This window comes from Bifidobacterium callitrichos DSM 23973 (genome assembly GCF_000741175.1).
In the GTDB taxonomy this organism is placed as follows: Bacteria; Actinomycetota; Actinomycetes; order Actinomycetales; family Bifidobacteriaceae; genus Bifidobacterium; species Bifidobacterium callitrichos.
In genome coordinates this window covers 199,960-219,777 of the sequence record NZ_JGYS01000007.1, presented here as the reverse complement: position 1 = coordinate 219,777, position 19,818 = coordinate 199,960, and the positions used below count along the sequence as shown (strand labels likewise).

Genomic DNA, 19,818 nt, shown 5'->3' with positions numbered 1-19,818 from the left:
TTTCTGTGACCGTATTTCCGCCGCTCCACTCAACCGAAACGTTGAGCGAAACGAGCATCGGCCTTCGCAATGGATTGACTGACCGTAGGCTTGGCCGAACGGCCTTGAGTGTGTCAGGCGATCCATTGCGAAGGCCGATGCGGACCCTCGCGATACCAGTAGTTACTTGGTCTCTTCGAACCACTCGCGCGTGGAGCCGTCGTCCAGCGTCACATGGCCGGTCTCGCCGCTCATGTGCTTGACGCGGTGGGAGATCTCCTCGTGACGGCCGTGGACCATCGGACGGGACACCGGATTGCCGAGGTAGCCGCAGGTGCGCTTGGTGACGTTGCACTTGTCCGGGTCGGAGTTGCCGCACTCGGGGCACTTGAAGCCCTCGTCGGTGGGCTCGAAGTCACCCTGGAAGCCGCACACGAAGCAGTGGTCGATCGGCGTGTTCGTGCCGAGGTAGCCGATGCCGACGTTGTAGGCGTAGTCCCACACGGCCTCGAGCGCCTTCGGGTTGTCCTGCAGGCACGGGTACTCGCAGTAGTTGATGAAGCCGCCGGAGGCGTAGTACGGGAAGTCCTTCTCGTAGTTGAGCTTCTCCATCGGGGTGGGCTGCAGCCACACCGGGTAGTGGAACGAGTTGGTGTAGAAGTCGTGGTCGGTGACGCCCTCGATGCGGCCGAACTTCTCGCGGTCCATGCGGTTGAAGCGGTCGGTCAGGGATTCGGCCGGCGTGGAGTACACGGAGTAGTGGTAGCCCTCCGCCTTGCTCCACTGCTTGCACAGCTCGCTCATGCGCTTGACGATGGACAGCGCGAACTCCTTGCCCTCCGGATCCCAGCCATGATCGCGGATCCAGTTCTTGCCGTAGAACACGGCGGTGGCCTCCGCCAGACCGATGTAGCCGAGGGAGACGGTGGCGCGCTCGTTCTTGAACAGCTGGTCGACGTTGTCGTTCGCGCCGAGGCGGCCGAAGGCGCCGTAGCGGAACAGGGTCGGGGCGTTGACCGGGGTGGCCTGCTTGCAGCGCATGATGCGGAACTGCAGGGCCTGGTGCGCGACCTCCATGCGCTCCTCGAACAGCTTCCAGAAGCGGGCCTTGTCGCCGTGGGATTCGATGGCGATGCGCGGCACGTTCACGGAGACGACGCCCAAGTTCATGCGGCCGTCCTCCTCATCCTTGCCGGTGGCGGGGTTGATCCAGCCCTGCAGGAAGGAGCGGCAGCCCATCGGCGCCTTGAAGGAGCCGGTGATCTTGACGATGTTCTCGTAGAACACGACGTCCGGGTACATGCGCTTGGTGGCGGATTCGAGCGCCAGCTGCTTCAGATCGTAGTTCGGGTCGCCCGGGTCGGCGTTCACGCCGTGACGGACGGTGAACACGAGCTTCGGGAAGATGGCGGTGTGGTGTTCCCTGCCGAGGCCGCGGATGCGGTTGAGCAGGATCGCGCGCTGGATCTCACGGGAGAACCAGTCGGTGCCGAGGCCGAAGCCGACGGTGACGAACGGGGTCTGGCCGTTGGAGACGCGGTTGGAGTTGATCTGGTACTCCATGGTCTGCATGGCGTCGTAGATGGCCTTGCGGGTGCGGATCTTGGCGAGGATCTCGCGCTCCTGCTCGAGCTCGTCGACGTCGGTGTGGAACGGGGTGTCCATCGGCAGCGGCTCGCGGCCCTTCTCGAAGTGCAGCTTGGCCGGCTCGTTCGCCTTGGCGTTGGCGACCTGACGACGCGCGAACTCGATCGGCATGTCGTCGGGGATCATCTCGCGGGCCTCCTCGAGGAACTTCTCGTAGTCGAGGCGCGCGTAGGTGGCGAGGTGCTCGTCGGCGCGGTTGGCGGTCTGGCCGCCGTACTGGCTGGAGGCCACGTCCTTCATGATCTGGGTGATCTGCGTGGCGGCGATGGCGATCGACTTCGGCGAGGCCATCGGCGCATTGCCGAGGGTGAAGCCGTTGGCGAGCATGTCCCAGAAGTTCGGCAGGGAGCAGTTGGACTGCGCGGTGAACGGCGAGTAGTCGGCGTCGTGGAAGTGGATGTCGCCCTTCATGTGCGCGTTGGAGACGGCCGGCGGCAGCATGTTGAACGCGGCGGCCTTGGAGACGGCGCCGGCGAGGAGATCGCGCTGGGTGGCGTAGACGTTGGCGTCCTTGTTGGCGTTCTCGTGGATGAGGGTCGGGTCCTGGTTGATGAAGCGGGACACGGCCTCGTTGACGTCCGTGGCCTTGGCGCGCTGGATGTCCTTGTCGAGACGGTAGTTGGTGTAGGCGCGCGCCACGTCGTACAGGTGCGCGTCGATCAGGGCGTGCTCGACGAGGTTCTGGATGTCCTCGATCTTGGCGGGGCCGGCGTAGCGCTCCTTGATCTCGCCTTCGACCTGATTGGCGAAGCCGCGGATCATGGCCTCCTCCTCGGGGCCGACCTGCTTATCGAGATCGCCGAAGGCGGCCTTGACGGCCTCGATGATGTTGATCGGGTCGAAGTCGACGATACGGCCGTCACGCTTCTCCACCTGCACCTGACGGCTGGTGTTCCTGACGGTTGTGGTCGCGGTATCGATCGCTGCGGTATCCATCGCTTCTCCCTCTTTCTTCCTTACGTACCTGCATACCCCAAGCGGCCGTTTTCAAGGCGTCCGGCAGAGGTGATTCAGGTGAATTCCGAGTGAATCACACGGGTGTAATTACTTGAGCCTCAGATACTGTACGGCAACCCCGACCCTATATCTAGTCGCGACGCGCCGCAATGACACTAGGGGTAGTGGTTTTTGGCGGAATAAAGCCGAATCGGCAACGTGTGACTAATGTGACAATCGCGCGTTCCCGCGTGTCGCGCGACAGACGTCCCCACTCACTTGACTACCCCTCAGTCCCGCTTCGCGGGCCAGCTCCCCTGACAAGGGGAGCCGAGGTATGAAGCGAAGCGAGCCGCTATGCTGCGAGGGGAACTCAGTCCAAGTTGGACTGAGTTCCAGCGGTGTTCGCCGTGGCCGCCTGCGCGTTCTGCGCGGCGTCGAGGCGGGCGCGCACGTCGCCCAGCAGGCTCTGGGCGCGCTTGGCGAGCGCCTCGCCGATCTCCCACTGGCGCATCGACTGGTCGAGGTTGAGGCCGCCCGCCTCGAGCGCCTGCACGGCCTGGATGAGCTTGTCACGCGTCTCCTCGTACGGCATGTTGGCGATGATCTCGCGCTCCTTGTCGGTCAGCGTGGAGGCGGGGGCAGCGGTTGCGGTCTGCTCCGTGGCGTTCTCGGTGGTCTCAGCGTTCTGAGTGTTCTCGACGTTCTCGATGTTCTCGGTCATGACGTTCTCCTTTGCTTACTTTGCTTACGTATGTCCCGCTTCACGGGCCAGTCCTTCCGGTCTCCTCTGACAAGGGGAGCCAAAAAAACAGCGGGTCAGTCGGCCTTGGCAATGACGACGCCCTTCTTCAGGGTCAGGGTGAGTTCGTCGCCGGACCTGACGGCCGCGGCGTCGTCGAGCACACGCCCGTCGGCGGTCTGCACGACGGCGTATCCGCGATTGAGCGTGGACTGCGGGCTTAATGCGGTGAGCGAGGCGTGCGCCTTCTCGATGGTGAACGAGGCGTCGTCCACCATGCGGCGCAGTCCGATGTCGAGCCGGTTCACCGCATCGTCGATGAACCGCTGATGCGGCTCGAGCATCGTGAGCGGCTGCGTCAGGCTCGGCCGGTTCGCATAGCCCTCGATCAGGCGGATCTCGTTGTCCACGCGAGCGGAGATGCGCAGTCGCATCTGGCGCACGGCGTTGTCGATGAGCTGCCACTGCTCGCGCACATCCGGCACGACCTTCTTGGCGGCGTCGGTCGGCGTGGACGCCCTCAGATCCACGGCCAGATCGATCAGCGTCCAATCGTCCTCGTGTCCGATGGCGGAGACGATCGGCGTGCGGCAGGCCGCGGCGGCCCGCACCACGCCCTCGTCGGAGAAGCCGACGAGATCCTCGAACGCGCCGCCGCCTCGGGCCACGATGATCACGTCCACGTCCGGATCGGCGTCGAGGCGACGGATCGCCTCGATGATGTCCGGCGGACACTGCGCGCCCTGCACGTGCGCGTGCACGATCTTGAATCGCACGGCCGGCCACCTCAGATTCACGTTGGTGACGACGTCGCCCTCGGCGCGGGCCTGCGGGGCGCAGATCAGGCCGATGCACTTGGGGAACTCCGGCAGCGGGATCTTGTTCTCCGCGTCGAACAGACCCTCGCCCTTGAGCTTCTTACGCAGCTCGTCGATCTGCTCCTTCAGGCCGCCGGCGCCGATCTTGCGGATGTCGTCGCCGATGAAGCTCAGTCGCGTCTGCTTGACCCAGATCTCGGCGCGGCCGTGGATGACGACGCGATCGCCCTGACGGAACTGCGAGGCGGCCGCGGCGAACCCGCGCCAGCCGGAGACGGATATCGCGATGTCCTCGAAGTCGTCGCGCACCGTGAGGTAGGCGGATCCGGCGCGACGCGTGTTGATCTCGGTGATCTGGCCGCAGATCCACGCGGCGGGCCATTTCGCCACGGCGTTGTGGAACTTCTGGCTCAGCACGCTCACCGGCCACGGGTTCTCGGCCGTGGTCTCGGCGGCGAGCCGGGGCAGCTGGTCGAGCGGACGGGGGCCGGCGGGCGGCTGCGCCCCCGATCCCGCCGGACCATTCTGGGCCTGGCCATAGCCTTGGCCATAGCCCTGGCCATAGCCCTGGCCATAGCCGTTGGCGTTCATGTCATAACTCATGGGGTCCACTATAGTTCAGGCCCGCTGTCAGGCCGGAAACCGGATACGGCCAATGTGGATAACTCAGCTCTCAACTGCAAGAGTCGCCAACAGCGCCTCGTGATCGGACCCGGCGATGCGCTTGACCTGCATCCGCCCCGCGACGATTCCCCTGTCGACGACCACATGGTCGATCCCGGCGAACGCGGGAGGCACGACCCGATCGGCCGGCCAGGTGAACGTGAACCCGTGGCCCGACTGGCGGGCGGCGTCGCTGAAGCGATCGCCCAGGAACCCGCGGAACGGGGCGTGATCGTAGGTCGCGTTGAAATCGCCCATGAACACGTACGCCGCGTCCGTGTGCGAGCGCATCAGCGCCAGTTCGTCGAGCGCGCGCCTCCACTGGTTCCAGTACCCGGGCACAGGGGCGGTGGTGTGCACGGAGACGAATCGGATCAGCTTCGCGCCGCCGGCGAACGAGACGGTGCCGCCCGGCATGAACGAGGCGCTGGAGTTCACGTCGTCGTCGGCCGGATCGGCGAGGGGCGTCGCGGACCACAGTCCGTTGCCGTACATGCCGTCCGAGCTGGAGACATGCGCATACGGCAGATAGTCCCCGATGCCAGCGGCCTCGAGACGGGCGACGAACGCCTCGGTCGTCTCCTGCAATGCCAGCACCTCGACGCGCTGGTCGCGCACCGTGTCGACGATCGCCTGCGCGTCGGCGCGACCTTTATATACGTTGAACGTCATCACGCGCGCGTAGGAGTCGTCGAGGATCGGATTGGCCTGAGCGGTGGCGGACAGCGCCCGGCCCGGAAGTTGCGCCGACGGGAGGAGGAACGGGTACTGCCAGTACACGTTCACCGCGAGCAGGGCGAGCGCGACCACGGCGGTCACGACGCGTTTCGAAACGAACGCCAGCACCAGCGACAGCCCCGCGAGCAGGATGAACCACGGCGTGGCCGACACGATGATCGGCACGTAGGGCGTCGTCTGCAGATCGGAGGGCAGCGCGCGGGCGGCCACGCCGACGAGCGCGAGCATGGCGAACAGTGTCGAGCATGCGCCCGCCACCCGATGCCTGCGCGAGTTTCCGCCGTAATCCCCATGTCCGTTCATACTGCGCTTCCTTACCGTGATCCTGCGCGCCGTGCGGGTTGCGGATGTGCGCGACGCGCCGGTGCGCCTCGCCGGCTTACCACCGGAGTGCGATCCCGACGAGCGCGCACCGTTCGCGCGCTCTGCGCGAGCACGCTCTCTGGCGTCCGTCTCGGCGCGGGCGATCAGTTCGTCCCGGCCGGAGTCGAACCTCGGCGACGACCGGGACGCACCGGATGAACGACCTGAACGGGACGCGCGAGGTGAACCCGCCGAACGCGATGCGCCACGCTTGTTCCCTCCCGCCGATCGACCTGCCACCGCACCTCCTTACATCTCCGGCCACATTACTGTGATCGCGATGCGAGGAGACATGTTCGACGGACGATTTCACAAGTTCGCCCCCATGCCGGGCAATGTGACCCGAACCGACGCACGGGCGCAACCGACGACCGATGCGCACGAACGTAACCGACGCACGCACACACCCGTTCTGCCACGCGGGATGCGTGTTGACCACCCCCCGTGTACAATGGACCGCTGTCGCCTCGGTAGCTCAGGGGATAGAGCACCGCTCTCCTAAAGCGGGTGTCGTCAGTTCGAATCTGATCCGGGGCACCATGAACCCTTTGGAACCATTGCGTTCCAAGGGGTTTTGCTTGTTACCTGCCTTCGGTGCTTTGGACATCCCCACATACGTCATCGTTCCTTATATCGTAACTGGTTATCTTGGGCCAAAGTCACTCCAGTTCCATTGCGAGCTCCATGAAAGCGAGATGTTGTGGTGGGGCTTGTAGACTGGTGTTCTGATTGGTTTCGGGTGTGGATGGGAGCGTGGTCGGTATGGTTGCGCAGGATCGCCTGCTGGAGGAGAACGCCGCGCTGGTGGCGTTGCTCACCACGATCGACGAACACCGCGACACGTGGTCGTCGGTCGCGAACACCGTGGCACGTCAGGGCAGCGCGGTCGCGGTGCTCGACCACGAAATGGACCCCGTGCACCATCACCTCATCGACGACGACCTCCTGTACGACGACGACCCCGCATTATTCGATGAGGACGACGTGCCCCCGACGGCCGAACGACGCCACGCCTTGGACAAGGCGCTGCAGGACGCCCGCCGTGAGGTCCGGGAGTGGCGCGGGAGGGGCTTGGATTTCGTGTCGGTGCTGGACGGGCGCTACCCGAACCGGCTGCGCCAGGTCGCGGACATGCCCCCGTTCCTGTTCGCCGACGGCACGATGGTCCAGGACGAGCTCGCGGTGAGCGTGGTCGGCTCGCGCGAGGCCTCCCCCGAGGCCCTCGGGTTCGCGCGCGACACCGCGTCCATGCTGGTCGCCTGCCGGTTCGCCGTGATCGCCGGGCTCGCGGCCGGCATCGACACCGCCGCCCACGAGCAGGCACTCGCCGAGGGAGGCCGCACGGTCGCGTTCATCGGCACCGGCATCACCCGCCAATACCCACGCCAGAATCAGGCACTCCAATACGAGATCGCCCGCAGGGGACTCGTGCTCTCCCAGTTCTGGCCCGATCAGGGACCCACGAAGACCACGTTCCCCATGCGCAACGCGTCCATGAGCGGCTACGGGATAGCCACCGTCGTGGTCGAGGCCCACGAATACTCCGGCACACGCATCCAGGCGAGGCAGGCCCAGCAGCACGGACGCCCCGTCATCCTGCGCGACACCGTCGCCGCCAGCACCGAATGGGGCCGCAGGCTCGCCGGCAGGCCCGGCGTGTACGTGGCGTCCACCGTCGCTCAAGTGCACGACATTCTGCTGCGGCTCCTGCACCTGGGCGACGAACTCGACCACGCCATCGACCAGCTCGTCTCCTCCACGGCCACCGCATGATCAACCAGTACGGGCTCCGACTCGACCGGATACTCCACGACACGGCCGGCAGCTACCTGCAGACCGTCCGCTACGAGTCGCACCACGACCTGCTATGCCCGGTATGCGGCGGGTTCAGGAACCCCGCGTACCCGCGCTGCCGCAGCTGCGAGACGCTCGCCGCCCAGACACGCGCATTGCAGGCCGGACTCGGCATGGCAACGGGCGTGGCATTGGCCGCGGACCGGATCGCGTGCGGCGTGTACGCGGCGGAACCGGCAAGCCAGACGCTGAAGATGATGTACGGGTACAAGGCGCCGCACCCGCCGTCGCCGGACTACCGCAGGATCATACGCGCGCTCACCGCCCTCGCCCTCGTCGGCCACGGCCAGTGTCTGGACGAGTCCGCCGGCATGCCGGTGAGTGGATGGGTCATGGTGCCGTCCACGACCGGCTCGCCACGCTTCCGCCAGCCCCACCCGCTCCACGACATCATCCAAGGAGTGCTGCCCAACGTCCCGGAGATCCGCCTGACGGCGCGGAAGGCCAAGACCCGCAACCTCGACCCCGACGCGTTCGCGTTGGCCGACCCGTCGGACAGGCGCCATCTCGGCGGCGACGTCGTGCTGGTCGACGACTCGTGGGTCACCGGCGGCACCGTGCTGTCCGCCGCGGCACGTCTCAAACTCGAGGGAGCCGCACAGGTGTCGGTCTACTGCGTCGCCCGCATCGTCAGCACCCGCTACCTCGACACGATCAACCCGGCATACACCCGAGCCTTCCACCGCAAAATCAACTACATCAGCGCCTACTGCCCCTGGCACCGACACACCGAACCCGACGCATGACGCCCAGCGGCAAGCAACACATGGCCCAGACGTCATCCAACCAGCAATACACCCCTTATAACATCCTCTGTTATATGTGTGATGAGTGATATTTCGGGGTTGAAACCGTTGGAATCACAACGATCGTCAGACACGTCATCGGCTAACGAAAAATAACAGCTGTTATTGGGAAGACACGCGATCCACTACGTTCATGCCGTTCAAACCCCGGGAACGACATAGCAAGAAGTTCCGGCGCCCACAGTACAACGCGCTCCACAACAGCCCACGAAAATCACACCCGGGTGCAATCCGGGTGTAATGACCTCTCAAAACACCCACACACACCCAACATCGACAATATCCAGCTGATCCAGAAACCGCCATTTTTCAACGATTACAGCATCCAAGAAAAGTCCACCAAGCAGTAACCGACGCCCCGATCTAAGCGGGTGTCGTCAGTTCGAATCTGATCCGGGGCACCATGAACCCCTTGGAACCATTGCGTTCCAAGGGGTTTTCGGTTTACGCGTCCTCAGTGCTCCAGCCACTTACTGCCGCTCAACGCAATTTCCGCCGCTTTTCTCGTTGAGCGGCAGCAGCGGGCTTCCACCAAGTACCATCATGCGAATCACGATTTCCAGAATCGTTGGAAAATAGCCGTTTTGGCACCACGTCAATTATCAGGGGGGCGTGGAATGCGAATGTTCGCTGCCGTTCAACGCGAAAAATCAACGATTCGTCGTTGAGCGGCAGAAAACACTGCCACTCAACGCAATTTCGAAGGATCTTTTCGTTGAGCGGCAGTTACCCCGTCCACCCGGACACCCGGACACCGATTGACGCCGAGCCGTCATCCCGCGAGCACGGTTCCGACGCCACGCCGTCACTGCATGTCGAGGGGCTCCTTGTCGCTCGGCGCGGGGAAGGCGTCGTCCAGCGCCGCGAGCTCGTCTGCCGTCAGTTCGATGTCCCGCACGCGCAGGTTCGCGAGCACGTGACGTGCGTCACCCGAGCAGGGAATCGCGATGACGTCGTCACGGCGCAGCACGAACGCGAGCAGGATCTGCATCTCCTCGACGCCATGCGCGTCGGCGATGCGGCGTACGACCGGCGAGGAGAGCAGCCCGTCGCGCAGCACACCCGCCTGCGCCAACGGACAGTAGGCCATGAGCGGCACGCCATGCGCGTCCATCCAGTCAAGCAACGAGAATTCGACGCCGCGCGATCCGAGATGGTAGAGGTCCTGATTGACCGCGCAGGCATCGCCGCCCGGCACGGCGAACAGCTCGCGCATGTCGTCGACGTCGAAGTTCGAGACGCCCCAGTTGCGGATCAGGCCGTCCGCCCTGGCCTCCTGCATGCACGCCACGGTCTCGGACAGCGGTATCGAACCACGCCAGTGCAGCAGGTACATGTCGAGATAGTCGGTGCCGAGGCGCGCGAGCGACGCCTCCAGACTACGCCGCAGCCGGCCGCGCCCCGCGTTGTGCGGGTAGACCTTGGAGACGAGGAACAGCCTGAAACGGTCGTATCCGGCGATCGCACGGCCGGCGAGACGCTCCGCTCCCCCATCGGCGTACATCTCCGCCGTGTCGATCAGGGTGATACCCGCGTCGAGTCCGGCCCGAAGCGCGGCGGCGATCTCCTGCCGTTCGGGACGCCGCCCCTCGGCCAGATGCCATGTGCCCATGCCGAGACGCGGCATCAGTGTGCCGTCATGCAGGGTGACCGTCTGCTTGAATGCCATGCTCATACTCACGCATCCTAGAAGCCGAGGCGGGTGCGGCCGAACTGGTCGAGCCAGCGCAGGATCGCGCCCTCGCGCAGCGCCCACGGGCAGATCTCGATCTCCTGGATGTTCAGCGCCTTCATGATCTCGTCGGCCACGACGCCGCCGCCGACGATCTGCATCGTACGCTCCGGGGTGATGCCCGGCAGCGCCACGCGCTGCTCCGGGGCGATCGCGGCGAGACGCGGAATCCAGTCCTCGAGCTGCTCGCGCGTCATGATGAGCGTGTCCTCGCGTCCCGGCTGTCGCAGCACGGCTCCGGCGAGCCGGGCGAGCGAACGGAACGTCTTCGACGTGCCGACCGCATGGTTCGGATGCTTCGACTTGGGGAACGCCTCGACCATCGGCTCGAGGATCTTGCGCACATGCCGGCGCACGTCCTCGAGCTGTTCGGGCGTGGCGGTGCCCTCGGGCAGGTACTTGGTGGTCACACGGCCCGCGCCGGCCGGCACGGACAGCGCGACGGTCGGCTCCTCGTCGGAGCCCATCGCGACCTCGAGCGAGCCGCCGCCGATGTCGAGCATGAGCAGACGGCCGGCGTCCCAGCCGTACCAGCGGCGGGCGGCGAGGAACGTGAGCCTCGCCTCGTCGGTGCCGGACAGGACCGTGACGCCCTGACCGATGCGCTCCTCGATCTTGCGCAGCACCTTGTTGCCGTTCGGCGCCTCGCGCAGGGCGCTGGTGGCCATCGCGAGCAGCTGCGTGATGTCATACTCCTCGGCGAGCTTCATGCTCTCGTCGACGGCCTCGAGGATCGCGTCGATGCCGGCCTTCTTGATGGAGCCGTCCTCCTTGAGGTACTGCATCAGGCGCACGGTGCGCTTCGTGCTGGCCTCCGGCTCGGGGCGGGCGCCGGGAGCCGCGTCGACGATGAGCATGTGGATGGTGTTCGAACCGATGTCGAGCACGCCGAGTCGCGTGGTGTGCGCGCGCAGATTGACCATGTGGGTTGGATTCCTTCTTCTTTTTCTTCTGATCTTTTTCTCTGATCAGGTATCAAATCTTATCGCAGGGTGGGCAGCCAGCGGCCGAGGCGGTCGAGGCCCTCGGCGAGCGCCTCGCGCGATGCGGCGTAGCTCAGGCGCACGTGCGTGTCCGCGGTGGCGGCGCCGAAGTCTCGGCCCGGGGTCAGCGCGACGTGCGCCTCATCGAGCGCGCGCTCGCAGAACGTCCATGCGTCCAGTCCGGTCGAGGAGATGTTGAAGTAGGCGTAGAACGCGCCGTTCGGCTCCACTTCGACGGGCAGGCCGATGCGCTTCAGGCCGTCGACGACGATGCGTCGGCGTGCGAGCAGCTCCTGCCGGCGACGCTCGCATTCGGCGAGGCTGTCGGGCGTGAAGCAGGCGAGCGCGGCGTGCTGGGTGGGCGTGTGCGCACACAGGTAGTAGTTGGTGGCGAGGTCGTCGACCGCGGTGAGTACGGCGGGGTCGTCGGGGACGATGGCCCAGCCGAGTCTCCAGCCGGTCATGCCGAAGAACTTGGAGAAGCTGTTGCACACGATTGCGCCGTCGTCGCAGGCGAGGACGGATTTGACCTCGGTGCCGTCCGGTTCGCGGTCGGCCAGATCGAGGTAGGTCTCGTCGACGATGCGCCACGCGCCGTGTTCGCGCGCGAAGGCAGCGACTTCGCAGAGCACGCGGAAGTCGATGGTGGTGCCGGTCGGGTTGGATGGCGAGGTGATCATCACGGCCTTCGTGCGTTCGGTCCAGTGCGCGGCGACCAGTTCGCGGTTCAAGTGGAATCGGGTGGCGGCCGAGGTGGGCACGTCGACGACCCTGCCTTCGAAGCTGTTGACGAGTTCGCGGTTGCACGGGTAGGACGGGTCGGCGATGATGACCTCGTCGCCCGGGTCGACGGTCAGTGCGGTGGCGAGCAGGAGCGCGGCCGATCCTCCGGAGGTGATGACGATGCGTCTGGGGTCGATGTCGAGGTCGTGGCGCTCGTGGTAGAAGTCGGCGATCGCCTGACGCAGTTCGGGCAGGCCCATGGCGGCGGTGTAGGGCAGGGCGCGGCCGTCGTACTGTTCGCGCATCGCGTCGCGCACCGCCGGGGGCGCGCCGAAGTCGGGTTCGCCGAGGGAGAGTTTGATGACGTTCACGCCGTTGGCGATCATCTCGTCGGCCTTCGCGCCGAACACCATGGCGCGGAAGGGCTGCGCCTCGCGGGCGCGTCGTGACATCACGGGCTGCTTTGCTTCACCACTGGTCATACGCCCGTTGTATCGGCACGGCCCGACAGGATGGCCGCGGGGCGGCGGGGTGGTCCCGCCCGCGAGACGCGACGACGGGTAGGATTGGGCTTGTCCCGTCGGGCCCGTCCCGCACGGGTGGACGCACGATTCGACACGATTCAACGATTCGACACGATTCAAGGAGGAACGATGGGCAGGCTGAACGGCAGGCTGAACGGCAGACGAGCCGAGGTCGAGGCGAACGGCGAGAAGGTGAACGTCGCCATTCTGGGCGCCGGTTCGATCGCGAACACGATGGCGACGACGCTGGTGAAAATGGCCGCGGACGAGCGTTACGCCGGGTGGATCCACCCGTATGCGGTGGCGGCCCGCGACTACGAGCGCGCCGAGGAGTTCCGCGGCAGGTACGGCTTCGACAGGGCGTACGGATCGTACGAGGAGCTGGCGGCCGATCCGATGGTCGATCTGGTGTACATCGCGACGCCGCACGTCTTCCACGCCGAGCAGGCGATCCTGTGTCTCAAGGCCGGCAGGAACGTGCTGGTGGAGAAGTCGTTCACCGCGAACGCGGCGCAGGCCCGTGAGCTGCTCAAGGTGGCCGATGAGACCGGTCTGCTCGCCACGGAGGCGATCTGGACCCGCTATCAGCCGAGCCGCGCGATCATCAACGAGCTCGTCGCCTCGGGCGAGCTGGGTGACATCCGCATGGTGCGCGCCGATCTGAGCTACGAGAACCACGGGCGCGACCGCATCACGAATCCGGCGCTGGCCGGCGGCGCGCTGCTTGACGTGGGCGTGTACGCGCTGAACTTCATCGACATGGCCGTCGGCGCCGATCACGGGCGTGAGATCGCCTCGCTGAACACGGTGATGGTCCCGTACGAGTCGGGCGTGGACCAGTCGAACGCGACGACGATCGTCTACGACGACGGGATGATGGCCGTAGCGACCAGCTCGCGTGCGGTCGCCTCGGACCGCGCCGGCGTGATCGAGGGAGACAAGGGGTATGCGATCGTCGACAACATCAACAATCCGACCGGCATCGACGTGTACGGCCTCGACCACGAGGTGAAGCGCCACATCGACGTGCCGGCGCAGCTGACCGGCTACGAGTACGAGGTCGCCGCCGCGGCGAACGCGATCCTCGACGGCCTGGGCGAATGCGCCGAGATGCCCCACGCGGATACGATGCGCATCATGGAGCTGATGGATCGCATCCGCGGGGCATGGGGGCTGGCGTATCCGTTCGAGCGCCGATAGGCCCCTAGCGCCGTTTGGCCAGAACCCAGCCGAGGAGGGCGAGCGGCACGGCGCAGGCGGTGAACGTGGCGGGCAGGAGCATGCCGACGTGCGGGCCCGCCGCGTCGAGCGTGATGCCCGCCACGGACGAGCCGATCGACGTGCCGACCGTGCCGGCGGTCGTCACCCAGCTCAGGCCCTCGGTCAGGCTTTCGGCCGGCACGAGATCCTTGACGATGAGGTTGCCGGTGGTGAACAGCGGCGAGACGAACAGACCGGTGAGGATCTCGACGGCGCCGAGCAGCAGCAGGTTGTCCATCGCCAGACGGAAGCCCACATAGCCGACGGCGAGCAGGCACAGGAACATGACCATGTGCCCCCAGTGCGAGCCCTTCAGCTGGCGCGAGCCGAAGACGATCGCGCCGATGCACGAGCCGAGCGCGAACATGGCCAGCTGCAGGCCGAGGAAGCCCTCCAGTCCCATCGATTTGATCGACGCGGTGATCGACACGTCGAACGCGGTGAAGCTCATGTTGAACACCACGAACACGATCAACAGGGGCAGCACGCCGCCGTAGAGCAGCACGCTCCTCGGTCTGGCGCCCTGACGGCGCAGCGGGTCGAGGCTCAGGGAATCGGCCTTGCCGGCGGCGGGGCGATCCGCGGCAGCCCCCGCCCCGGCCCCGGGCACGTCGACGGTCTCGACCATGGCCGGCGGCTGCGTCGACTTGAGCGAGAAGAACACGGCGCCGCCGATGCCGCAGGCGAGCGTCGGCACGAACAGCTGGCTGACCGGATGCACCGAGGTCGCGAGCCATGCGGCGAGGATCGGGCCCAGAATGAACACGACCTCGTCGATCGCCGCCTCCATCGCGTACGCGGTGTTGAGCAGCGCCTCGCCGTCCTCGACGCCGCGCAGCGCGTACGCCCAACGGGTGCGCACGAGCGCGCCGAACGAGAACTGGGTCAGTCCCATCACGACGGCGAGCGCGAACAGCAGCGGGATCGGCACGCGCACGAGGGCCGCGAACGCGAAGGCGAGCATCGAGACGACCTGCACGGCGAGGGCGATGCGGCCGACGCGGCGCTGGCCGAACCGGTCGAAGGCGCGCGCGTAGAACGGGGTCACGCAGGACAGGGCAAACACGTAGACGGCGCTCATCGTGCCGGCGACCGTCCAGTTGTCGTACAGGTGGTTCAGGGCGAGCACGATGCCGAGACTCATCATGGAGATCGGCAGTCGCGCCACGGCCCCGGAGACGCAGAACGCCTTCGCGCCGGGGATGCGGAACAGGCGTGCGTAGGGGGATGCGTTCACCGTGGTTGCACTCGCGCTCACGCCTCGGCCCCGCCTTCTCGCTCGATCCCGCCTTCGTAGATGAAGACGTCCTCGCCGTTGCCGGCGGGTTCGTCGGCGTGGTCCTTCGCGTACCGTTCGGCGACGCGCCGCAATCCCTTGTGGTCGTAGAAGCCGACGTCGCACGTGGAGTCGGTGTGCAGGTAGTAGCGTTCGACGCCTTCGGCCGCGAAATGGTCGAGCATCCTGCGCCACAGTGTGCCGCCGACGCCGTGGCCTCGTGCGGCGGGGGCGACGAGGAACAGTTCGAGTTCGCCCTGGCATCGGCTGTTGATGGCGATGTCGTCCTCCATGCGGATCTCGAGCGCATGCCATGCGTTGGTGCGTGCGAGCGCCGCGGCGCCTTCGGGCGTGGCGTCGAGTTCGGCGTCGATGCGCTTCAGTTCGTCCGCCGTGTCGTCGAACAGCGTGGGACGGCCGGCCACGCGGGTCAGGGTGACGCCCATGAACGTGCCGTCGGGGCCTTCGGCGATGTCGCCGCGTGTGGCCGGTTCGAGGTAGTGGAGCGTGAAATGACGCGAGGTCATGCGCGCGATGGCCGGATCCCCGGGTTCGTCGACGCCCCAGGTGCGGTAGAACTGTTCGACGATGGCGTCGATGTCGCTTCGGCGGATCGGCCGGTAGATGACGGTTGCGGTTGCGGTTGTGTTGGCGGTTGCGCTGGTCGCAGCCATATGCCTTGCACTCCTTTGGTTGGTCGTTCGGCACGTGCGCCCGCCCACACGTGCACGCACGAGGGTCGCGGTCTCCCCCGGCGCGGCGTTCACGGCGCGTTCCAGCCGTGGGACCCGCTGTCCGCCCCCACGTCCCGCAGGGTGTCGTTGCCCGGGGAGGCGTAAGGCGGATGGGTCTAGTCGTCGTCGGATTGCTCGGGAACTCCGGAGCTCAACTCGGCAATGATATCCTGTTCTGTTTTCACCTCGGCGCGCACCAGTCGGCGCGATTCGTCAGGCTCACTGACATAGTAGAGAGCGGCGTCGATACTGTCCAGCGGCACGTCGGCGACCGCGGCGAGCAGCAGCCGGTACAGGTCCAGCTGGACGAGCTTCTCGGCGACCTGTCTGGCCGTGCGAGGCCGCCGCCCGGTCTTCCAGTCGACGATGGTGAACCGTTTGGCCGCATCGTCCGGGTCGAGCCCGCCCGCGAACACCGCGTCGAGCTTGCCGTTGGCGATGATGCCGTCGAACTGCGGCAGGGGACCCGCAATCGGACGCTCGGCCCACACCGGGGTGCGCGCAGCCCACGGCGAGGAGGCGAGGCGACGCTCCCATGCGATCAGCTCGCGTTCCACCGCATCCGCATTCACACGGTCGCGGTCACGTTCTTGAGCCTCCAGATCGGCGAGCATCGCGGCGCGCGTCTCGCCTCCGAGGCCGGCCGCAGCGTCGTCGAACACGCCGGGGATCGCGGCGTCGACGAAACGCTCCGCCCACGCGTGGAACCGGGTGCCGGCCGATGCCGCCGGCGAGGCGACGGTCGGGATCGGGCGGACGACTCCGCGCCAGTAGCGGCGCTCCTCGCGCTCGCTCATGCGTCCGGCGCGCGCCTGCAGACCGGTGACCGACTGCCGGGAACCCTCGAGGATGCGCTGCGCCCGGACCCTGATCTCCTCGTCAAGCCGATCATCCTCGGCCTGCGAGGACATGAGGTCCTCGTCGGCGACCAGCATGCGCGCACGGGCGAGCAGCGGTCCGGACGCTCCCGTCTGGCCCGATCGGACCGCGCGCACCGCATCCGCGGCGGCGACGAGCCGCGATTCGACCGTCTCGCTCAGCGAGGCCGGCCACGGCAGCGTCCCGCCGCCGTCGACCTCCTCGACCGGTTCGAGCAGCGCCTCGCCGACGACCGCGTCCTCGTACGCCGCGGCGCGCTCGCCGATGAAGAACCCCTGCGGCGCGCTGGTCGTCGGTTCGACGCCGTCGGGCAGGTTGGCGGGTTGCGAGACCGCATCGGGGCGCGCGTGGAACGCGTCATGCACCTCGGTCCAGAAGTTCGAGGCTCTGGCCCCCTTGGTCTCGCCCTCCACGCCGCGGCCGAGATCCTTGGACTTCGCGTAGGTGAGCAGCATCTCCCCCTTCGTGCGGGTCAGCGCGACGTACATGAGCCGGCGTTCGTCGGCGTGCAGCCGGCGGCCGTACTCCTCCGCCTGCGTCAGATGCCAGGAGTCGGGGTCGACGTCGTCGATGCCGTCGCCGATGCCGCGCAGCGTGCCGTACACCTCGTCGTCGATGGTCTCGACGTCGTCGAATCCCGAGTCGTCCATCGTCGCGATCGGATCCTCGTCGACCGGCGCGTCGTGCGGGAATCGGGGCAGGATGCCCGCGTCGGCGCGGATCGGCACGGGCACGGCGGTCGGGTCGTCGAGCCATGTGCGGGCGGTCTCACGGTATTCGGGCGCATGCCACCGCCCGTCCTCGATGCCGCCCGCGTGCTCCTCGTCCGTCTCGATCCTCAGGCCGTCGCCCTCGTCGCTGGGAAAGACGCCACTCTCCAGTCCGACGACGGCGACCGCATCCCATTCGAGTCCCTTGGACTGGTGGATGGTCATGAGCTCCACGTCGGCCCTCCGGTCGGCGTTCAGCATCGACGTGTCGTCGTCGACGCTGTTCAGCGCGTCGACCCAGGCCATGAACCCGCGCAGCGTGGGCGTCGACCCGGCCGCGATCTCGGTGGTGTAGGTGTCCACCAGATCGATGACCGCGTCCATCGGCACGTTGGCGAGCGTGGGATCGATGCGCGCGCCGTCGGTCGCCTTGCCGGTCGCTTCGCTGTCGGAACGGAACGCCTGCGCTACCACGGTGTCGATGTCCAGATCGAGCGCGCGCACCGCCTCGCGCACCACGTCCGCAAGCGGACGGCCGATCAGATCATGCACCTGCCGGAGCGCACCGGCCGCGTTGAGGATGACGCGTCGGGACTCGCCGTCGAACCGGTCGTCGTCGATGAGCGCGTCCAGATCGCCGCGCAGCATCACGTCCGGCAGGAACACGGCGTTGGCGACCTCGTTGCGATGGTCGCGCACGATCGCGGCCCACTGGCCGCGCGGCGCCTCGGCGGAGGCGAGCCCGGCGGCGACGAGCGCACGGTAGCGCGTCTCCATGTTGAGGTTCTCGGCGATCGACGCCAATGCGGTCAGCCTCGCCGCATCCAATCCGAATCGCGGGGTGGCGAGCAGACGCATCAGCGACGCCGCATCGGTGTGATCGGCGACCACGTGCAGCAGCGCGAGGATGTCGCGGATCTCGGGGCGTTCGAGCATGGCCGAATAGCCGACGACCAGCGTGGTCAGCCCGGCGGCCTCAAGCGCCTGCTGGTAGAGGGGCATGGTCTTCTTGGAGCGGAACAGTACGGCCACGCTCCGCCCGTGAGGGTCGCCGGGATTCCATGGATCCTTCGCGGCGGAGTCCCCCGCCGACACCGCCTGCGCGATCGGACGCACGCTCATGCGGCAGAATCGCACGACGCCGTCGATCTCCTGGCCGAGCGTGTCGTATCCGAGCACGCCGATCGTACCTTCGGCGGCTCCCGCGAGCGTGCCGAGCGGGGTGACGTCGACCTCGCGCATCAGCGAGCTGCCGGGCCGGCGCGGTGCCTGCCGCAACGGGAGGGTGAGCGCGTTGGCGGCGTCGAGCACGATGCGCGGATTGCGTCGGGTGACGCTCAGCGCATACGGTCTCGACCCGGACGGCATGGCGAAGTCCCGCTGGAACATGCGGAACGCGCCGGGGCTGGCGCCACGCCACGCGTAGATCGACTGGAACGGGTCGCCGACCGCATTGACGGCGGTGCCCCGGCCGTGGAACAGGGTGGCGATGAGGGACGCCTGCGTGGTGGAGGTGTCCTGGTATTCGTCGAGCAGCACGTGGCTGAACCGTCTGCGGTAGCGTTCGCCGATGGACGGGAAACGGGTGACCAGCTGGTATGCGGCGATGGTGAAGTCGCCGAACTCCGCCATGTTGCGTCGGCGCTTCTCCGCGACGTACGCCTCGACGAGGTCGAGCAGGATGTTGCGCGTTTCGGCGACGCCGACGAGATTCGCGCAGTGGTAGACGCACGCCTCGTGCTGGGCGCGCTGGTAGTCGTCGAGCTTGGCCGTCCAGGTGGCGTCGGTGTCGCGCTTGGTGCGCTTCGGCTTCCTGGGTTTCGGCTCCTGCTCGGGTACGGGGTCGCTGCCGATCGCCTCGCGCACCCGCCGCGCGAACGCGTCGTCCCACGCGCGCACCCGGGCGATGGCCTCGGTCATGTCGGTGACCTCGCCGCCGATCATCGCGCTGCCGATCGCTCCGGACAGGGCGAGCACCCGCTTGGCGAGCGTGTTGAACGCGCCGAGATCGTGTCCGCGCAGCAGGTCCATGTGGCGGTCGATGACGTCGACGGCGATCTGGATCGCTCCGGCGTCGCTCAGCGGCTGCGTGTTCTGGTCGAAGCCGACGAGCAGGCCGTACTGGCGCACGATGGACTGGAAGAACGCGTCGTAGGTGAACACCGACGGTTTGAGGAACGTCGCCTCGTCGCGCATGTCGGCCACGGCGGCGCAGACGCGGGTGAGCAGCTCGCCGGCGGCCTTGCGCGTGAACGTCAGGCCGAGGATGCGCTCCGGCGGCACGCCGCGTTCGATCAGGGCGATGATGCGGCGGGTCATCGTGTAGGTCTTGCCCGATCCGGCGCCGGCGACGACGAGCACGTCGTCGTTCGCGGGCGCGTCGATGACGGCCGCCTGCTCGGGCTGGCGCCCTGCGATGCGGCGGTCGCGGTGCCTGCGGGAATCATGGAT

The 19,818-nt window shown here is 66.9% G+C and carries 13 protein-coding genes and 1 tRNA gene; 4 read left to right on the top strand and 10 right to left on the bottom strand.

Going from position 1 to position 19,818, the window contains the following annotated elements:
- Positions 1 to 162: 162 nt before the first annotated feature.
- The 4 genes from nrdD to BCAL_RS05880 form a co-directional block, all read right to left on the bottom strand.
- A complete protein-coding gene (gene nrdD / locus BCAL_RS05895) occupies positions 163 to 2,562 on the bottom strand; it encodes an anaerobic ribonucleoside-triphosphate reductase (RefSeq protein WP_043165132.1) in 2,400 nt (799 codons plus the stop codon).
- A 373-nt stretch (positions 2,563 to 2,935) separates the two neighbouring features.
- A complete protein-coding gene (gene xseB / locus BCAL_RS05890; protein ID WP_052119066.1) occupies positions 2,936 to 3,286 on the bottom strand; it encodes an exodeoxyribonuclease VII small subunit in 351 nt (116 codons plus the stop codon).
- A 95-nt stretch (positions 3,287 to 3,381) separates the two neighbouring features.
- On the bottom strand, positions 3,382 to 4,725 hold the full coding sequence (gene xseA / locus BCAL_RS05885; RefSeq protein ID WP_238549632.1) for an exodeoxyribonuclease VII large subunit: 1,344 nt from the start codon (positions 4,723 to 4,725) through the stop codon (positions 3,382 to 3,384).
- Positions 4,726 to 4,788: 63 nt separating this feature from the next.
- Positions 4,789 to 5,751 (bottom strand): endonuclease/exonuclease/phosphatase family protein, encoded by a 963-nt coding sequence (locus BCAL_RS05880; protein WP_043165254.1) that lies wholly within the window; start codon positions 5,749 to 5,751, stop codon positions 4,789 to 4,791.
- Between the two features lie 599 nt (positions 5,752 to 6,350).
- Between BCAL_RS05880 and BCAL_RS05875 the strand changes: the two genes are divergently transcribed.
- From BCAL_RS05875 to BCAL_RS05865, 3 genes are all read left to right on the top strand, one after another.
- Positions 6,351 to 6,426, top strand: a tRNA-Arg gene (locus BCAL_RS05875).
- 222 nt (positions 6,427 to 6,648) lie between these two features.
- The gene (locus tag BCAL_RS05870) at positions 6,649 to 7,659 is read left to right on the top strand and encodes a DNA-processing protein DprA (protein WP_043165130.1); all 1,011 of its coding nucleotides are present in this window, start codon (positions 6,649 to 6,651) and stop codon (positions 7,657 to 7,659) included.
- Positions 7,656 to 8,486 (top strand): phosphoribosyltransferase, encoded by an 831-nt coding sequence (locus BCAL_RS05865; protein ID WP_043165127.1) that lies wholly within the window; start codon positions 7,656 to 7,658, stop codon positions 8,484 to 8,486. Before BCAL_RS05870 ends, BCAL_RS05865 begins: the two co-directional genes overlap by 4 nt.
- Before the next feature lie 865 nt (positions 8,487 to 9,351).
- Here BCAL_RS05865 and BCAL_RS05860 read toward each other — a convergent pair.
- The 3 genes from BCAL_RS05860 to BCAL_RS05850 are packed head-to-tail and all read right to left on the bottom strand — an operon-like array spanning position 9,352 to position 12,436.
- Positions 9,352 to 10,221 carry an aldo/keto reductase gene (locus tag BCAL_RS05860; RefSeq protein WP_043260030.1) on the bottom strand — a complete coding sequence of 290 codons (870 nt, stop codon included), beginning with the start codon at positions 10,219 to 10,221 and terminating at the stop codon, positions 9,352 to 9,354.
- An 11-nt stretch (positions 10,222 to 10,232) separates the two neighbouring features.
- Positions 10,233 to 11,201, bottom strand: coding sequence for a Ppx/GppA phosphatase family protein (locus BCAL_RS05855; protein ID WP_043165123.1), 969 nt, complete (start codon positions 11,199 to 11,201; stop codon positions 10,233 to 10,235).
- Between the two features lie 59 nt (positions 11,202 to 11,260).
- Positions 11,261 to 12,436 (bottom strand): pyridoxal phosphate-dependent aminotransferase, encoded by a 1,176-nt coding sequence (locus BCAL_RS05850; protein WP_162178541.1) that lies wholly within the window; start codon positions 12,434 to 12,436, stop codon positions 11,261 to 11,263.
- A 201-nt stretch (positions 12,437 to 12,637) separates the two neighbouring features.
- On the opposite strand from BCAL_RS05850, the gene BCAL_RS05845 reads away from it, so the two are divergent.
- Entirely contained in the window at positions 12,638 to 13,708 is a 1,071-nt protein-coding gene (locus BCAL_RS05845; RefSeq protein ID WP_043165119.1) for a Gfo/Idh/MocA family protein, read from the top strand.
- Positions 13,709 to 13,712: 4 nt separating this feature from the next.
- On the opposite strand, the gene BCAL_RS05840 is transcribed toward BCAL_RS05845, so the two are convergent.
- The 3 genes from BCAL_RS05840 to BCAL_RS05830 form a co-directional block, all read right to left on the bottom strand.
- Positions 13,713 to 14,915: an MFS transporter gene (locus BCAL_RS05840; RefSeq protein ID WP_238549638.1), complete on the bottom strand. Its 1,203-nt coding sequence runs from the start codon at positions 14,913 to 14,915 to the stop codon at positions 13,713 to 13,715.
- Positions 14,916 to 15,022: 107 nt separating this feature from the next.
- Entirely contained in the window at positions 15,023 to 15,718 is a 696-nt protein-coding gene (locus BCAL_RS05835; protein WP_043165116.1) for a GNAT family N-acetyltransferase, read from the bottom strand.
- Between the two features lie 176 nt (positions 15,719 to 15,894).
- Positions 15,895 to 19,785: an ATP-dependent DNA helicase gene (locus tag BCAL_RS05830; RefSeq protein WP_043260029.1), complete on the bottom strand. Its 3,891-nt coding sequence runs from the start codon at positions 19,783 to 19,785 to the stop codon at positions 15,895 to 15,897.
- Positions 19,786 to 19,818: the final 33 nt, after the last annotated feature.

Coding starts and splice junctions, on each gene's coding strand:
- BCAL_RS05855 (WP_043165123.1), bottom strand. CDS start 11,201: ATGGTCAATCTGCGCGCGCACACCACGCGACTCGGCGTGCTCGACATC.
- xseA (WP_238549632.1), bottom strand. CDS start 4,725: ATGAGTTATGACATGAACGCCAACGGCTATGGCCAGGGCTATGGCCAG.
- BCAL_RS05880 (WP_043165254.1), bottom strand. CDS start 5,751: ATGCTCGCGCTCGTCGGCGTGGCCGCCCGCGCGCTGCCCTCCGATCTG.
- nrdD (WP_043165132.1), bottom strand. CDS start 2,562: ATGGATACCGCAGCGATCGATACCGCGACCACAACCGTCAGGAACACC.
- BCAL_RS05850 (WP_162178541.1), bottom strand. CDS start 12,436: ATGTCACGACGCGCCCGCGAGGCGCAGCCCTTCCGCGCCATGGTGTTC.
- xseB (WP_052119066.1), bottom strand. CDS start 3,286: ATGACCGAGAACATCGAGAACGTCGAGAACACTCAGAACGCTGAGACC.
- BCAL_RS05835 (WP_043165116.1), bottom strand. CDS start 15,718: ATGGCTGCGACCAGCGCAACCGCCAACACAACCGCAACCGCAACCGTC.
- BCAL_RS05865 (WP_043165127.1), top strand. CDS start 7,656: ATGATCAACCAGTACGGGCTCCGACTCGACCGGATACTCCACGACACG.
- BCAL_RS05870 (WP_043165130.1), top strand. CDS start 6,649: ATGGTTGCGCAGGATCGCCTGCTGGAGGAGAACGCCGCGCTGGTGGCG.
- BCAL_RS05845 (WP_043165119.1), top strand. CDS start 12,638: ATGGGCAGGCTGAACGGCAGGCTGAACGGCAGACGAGCCGAGGTCGAG.
- BCAL_RS05860 (WP_043260030.1), bottom strand. CDS start 10,221: ATGAGCATGGCATTCAAGCAGACGGTCACCCTGCATGACGGCACACTG.
- BCAL_RS05840 (WP_238549638.1), bottom strand. CDS start 14,915: ATGATGAGTCTCGGCATCGTGCTCGCCCTGAACCACCTGTACGACAAC.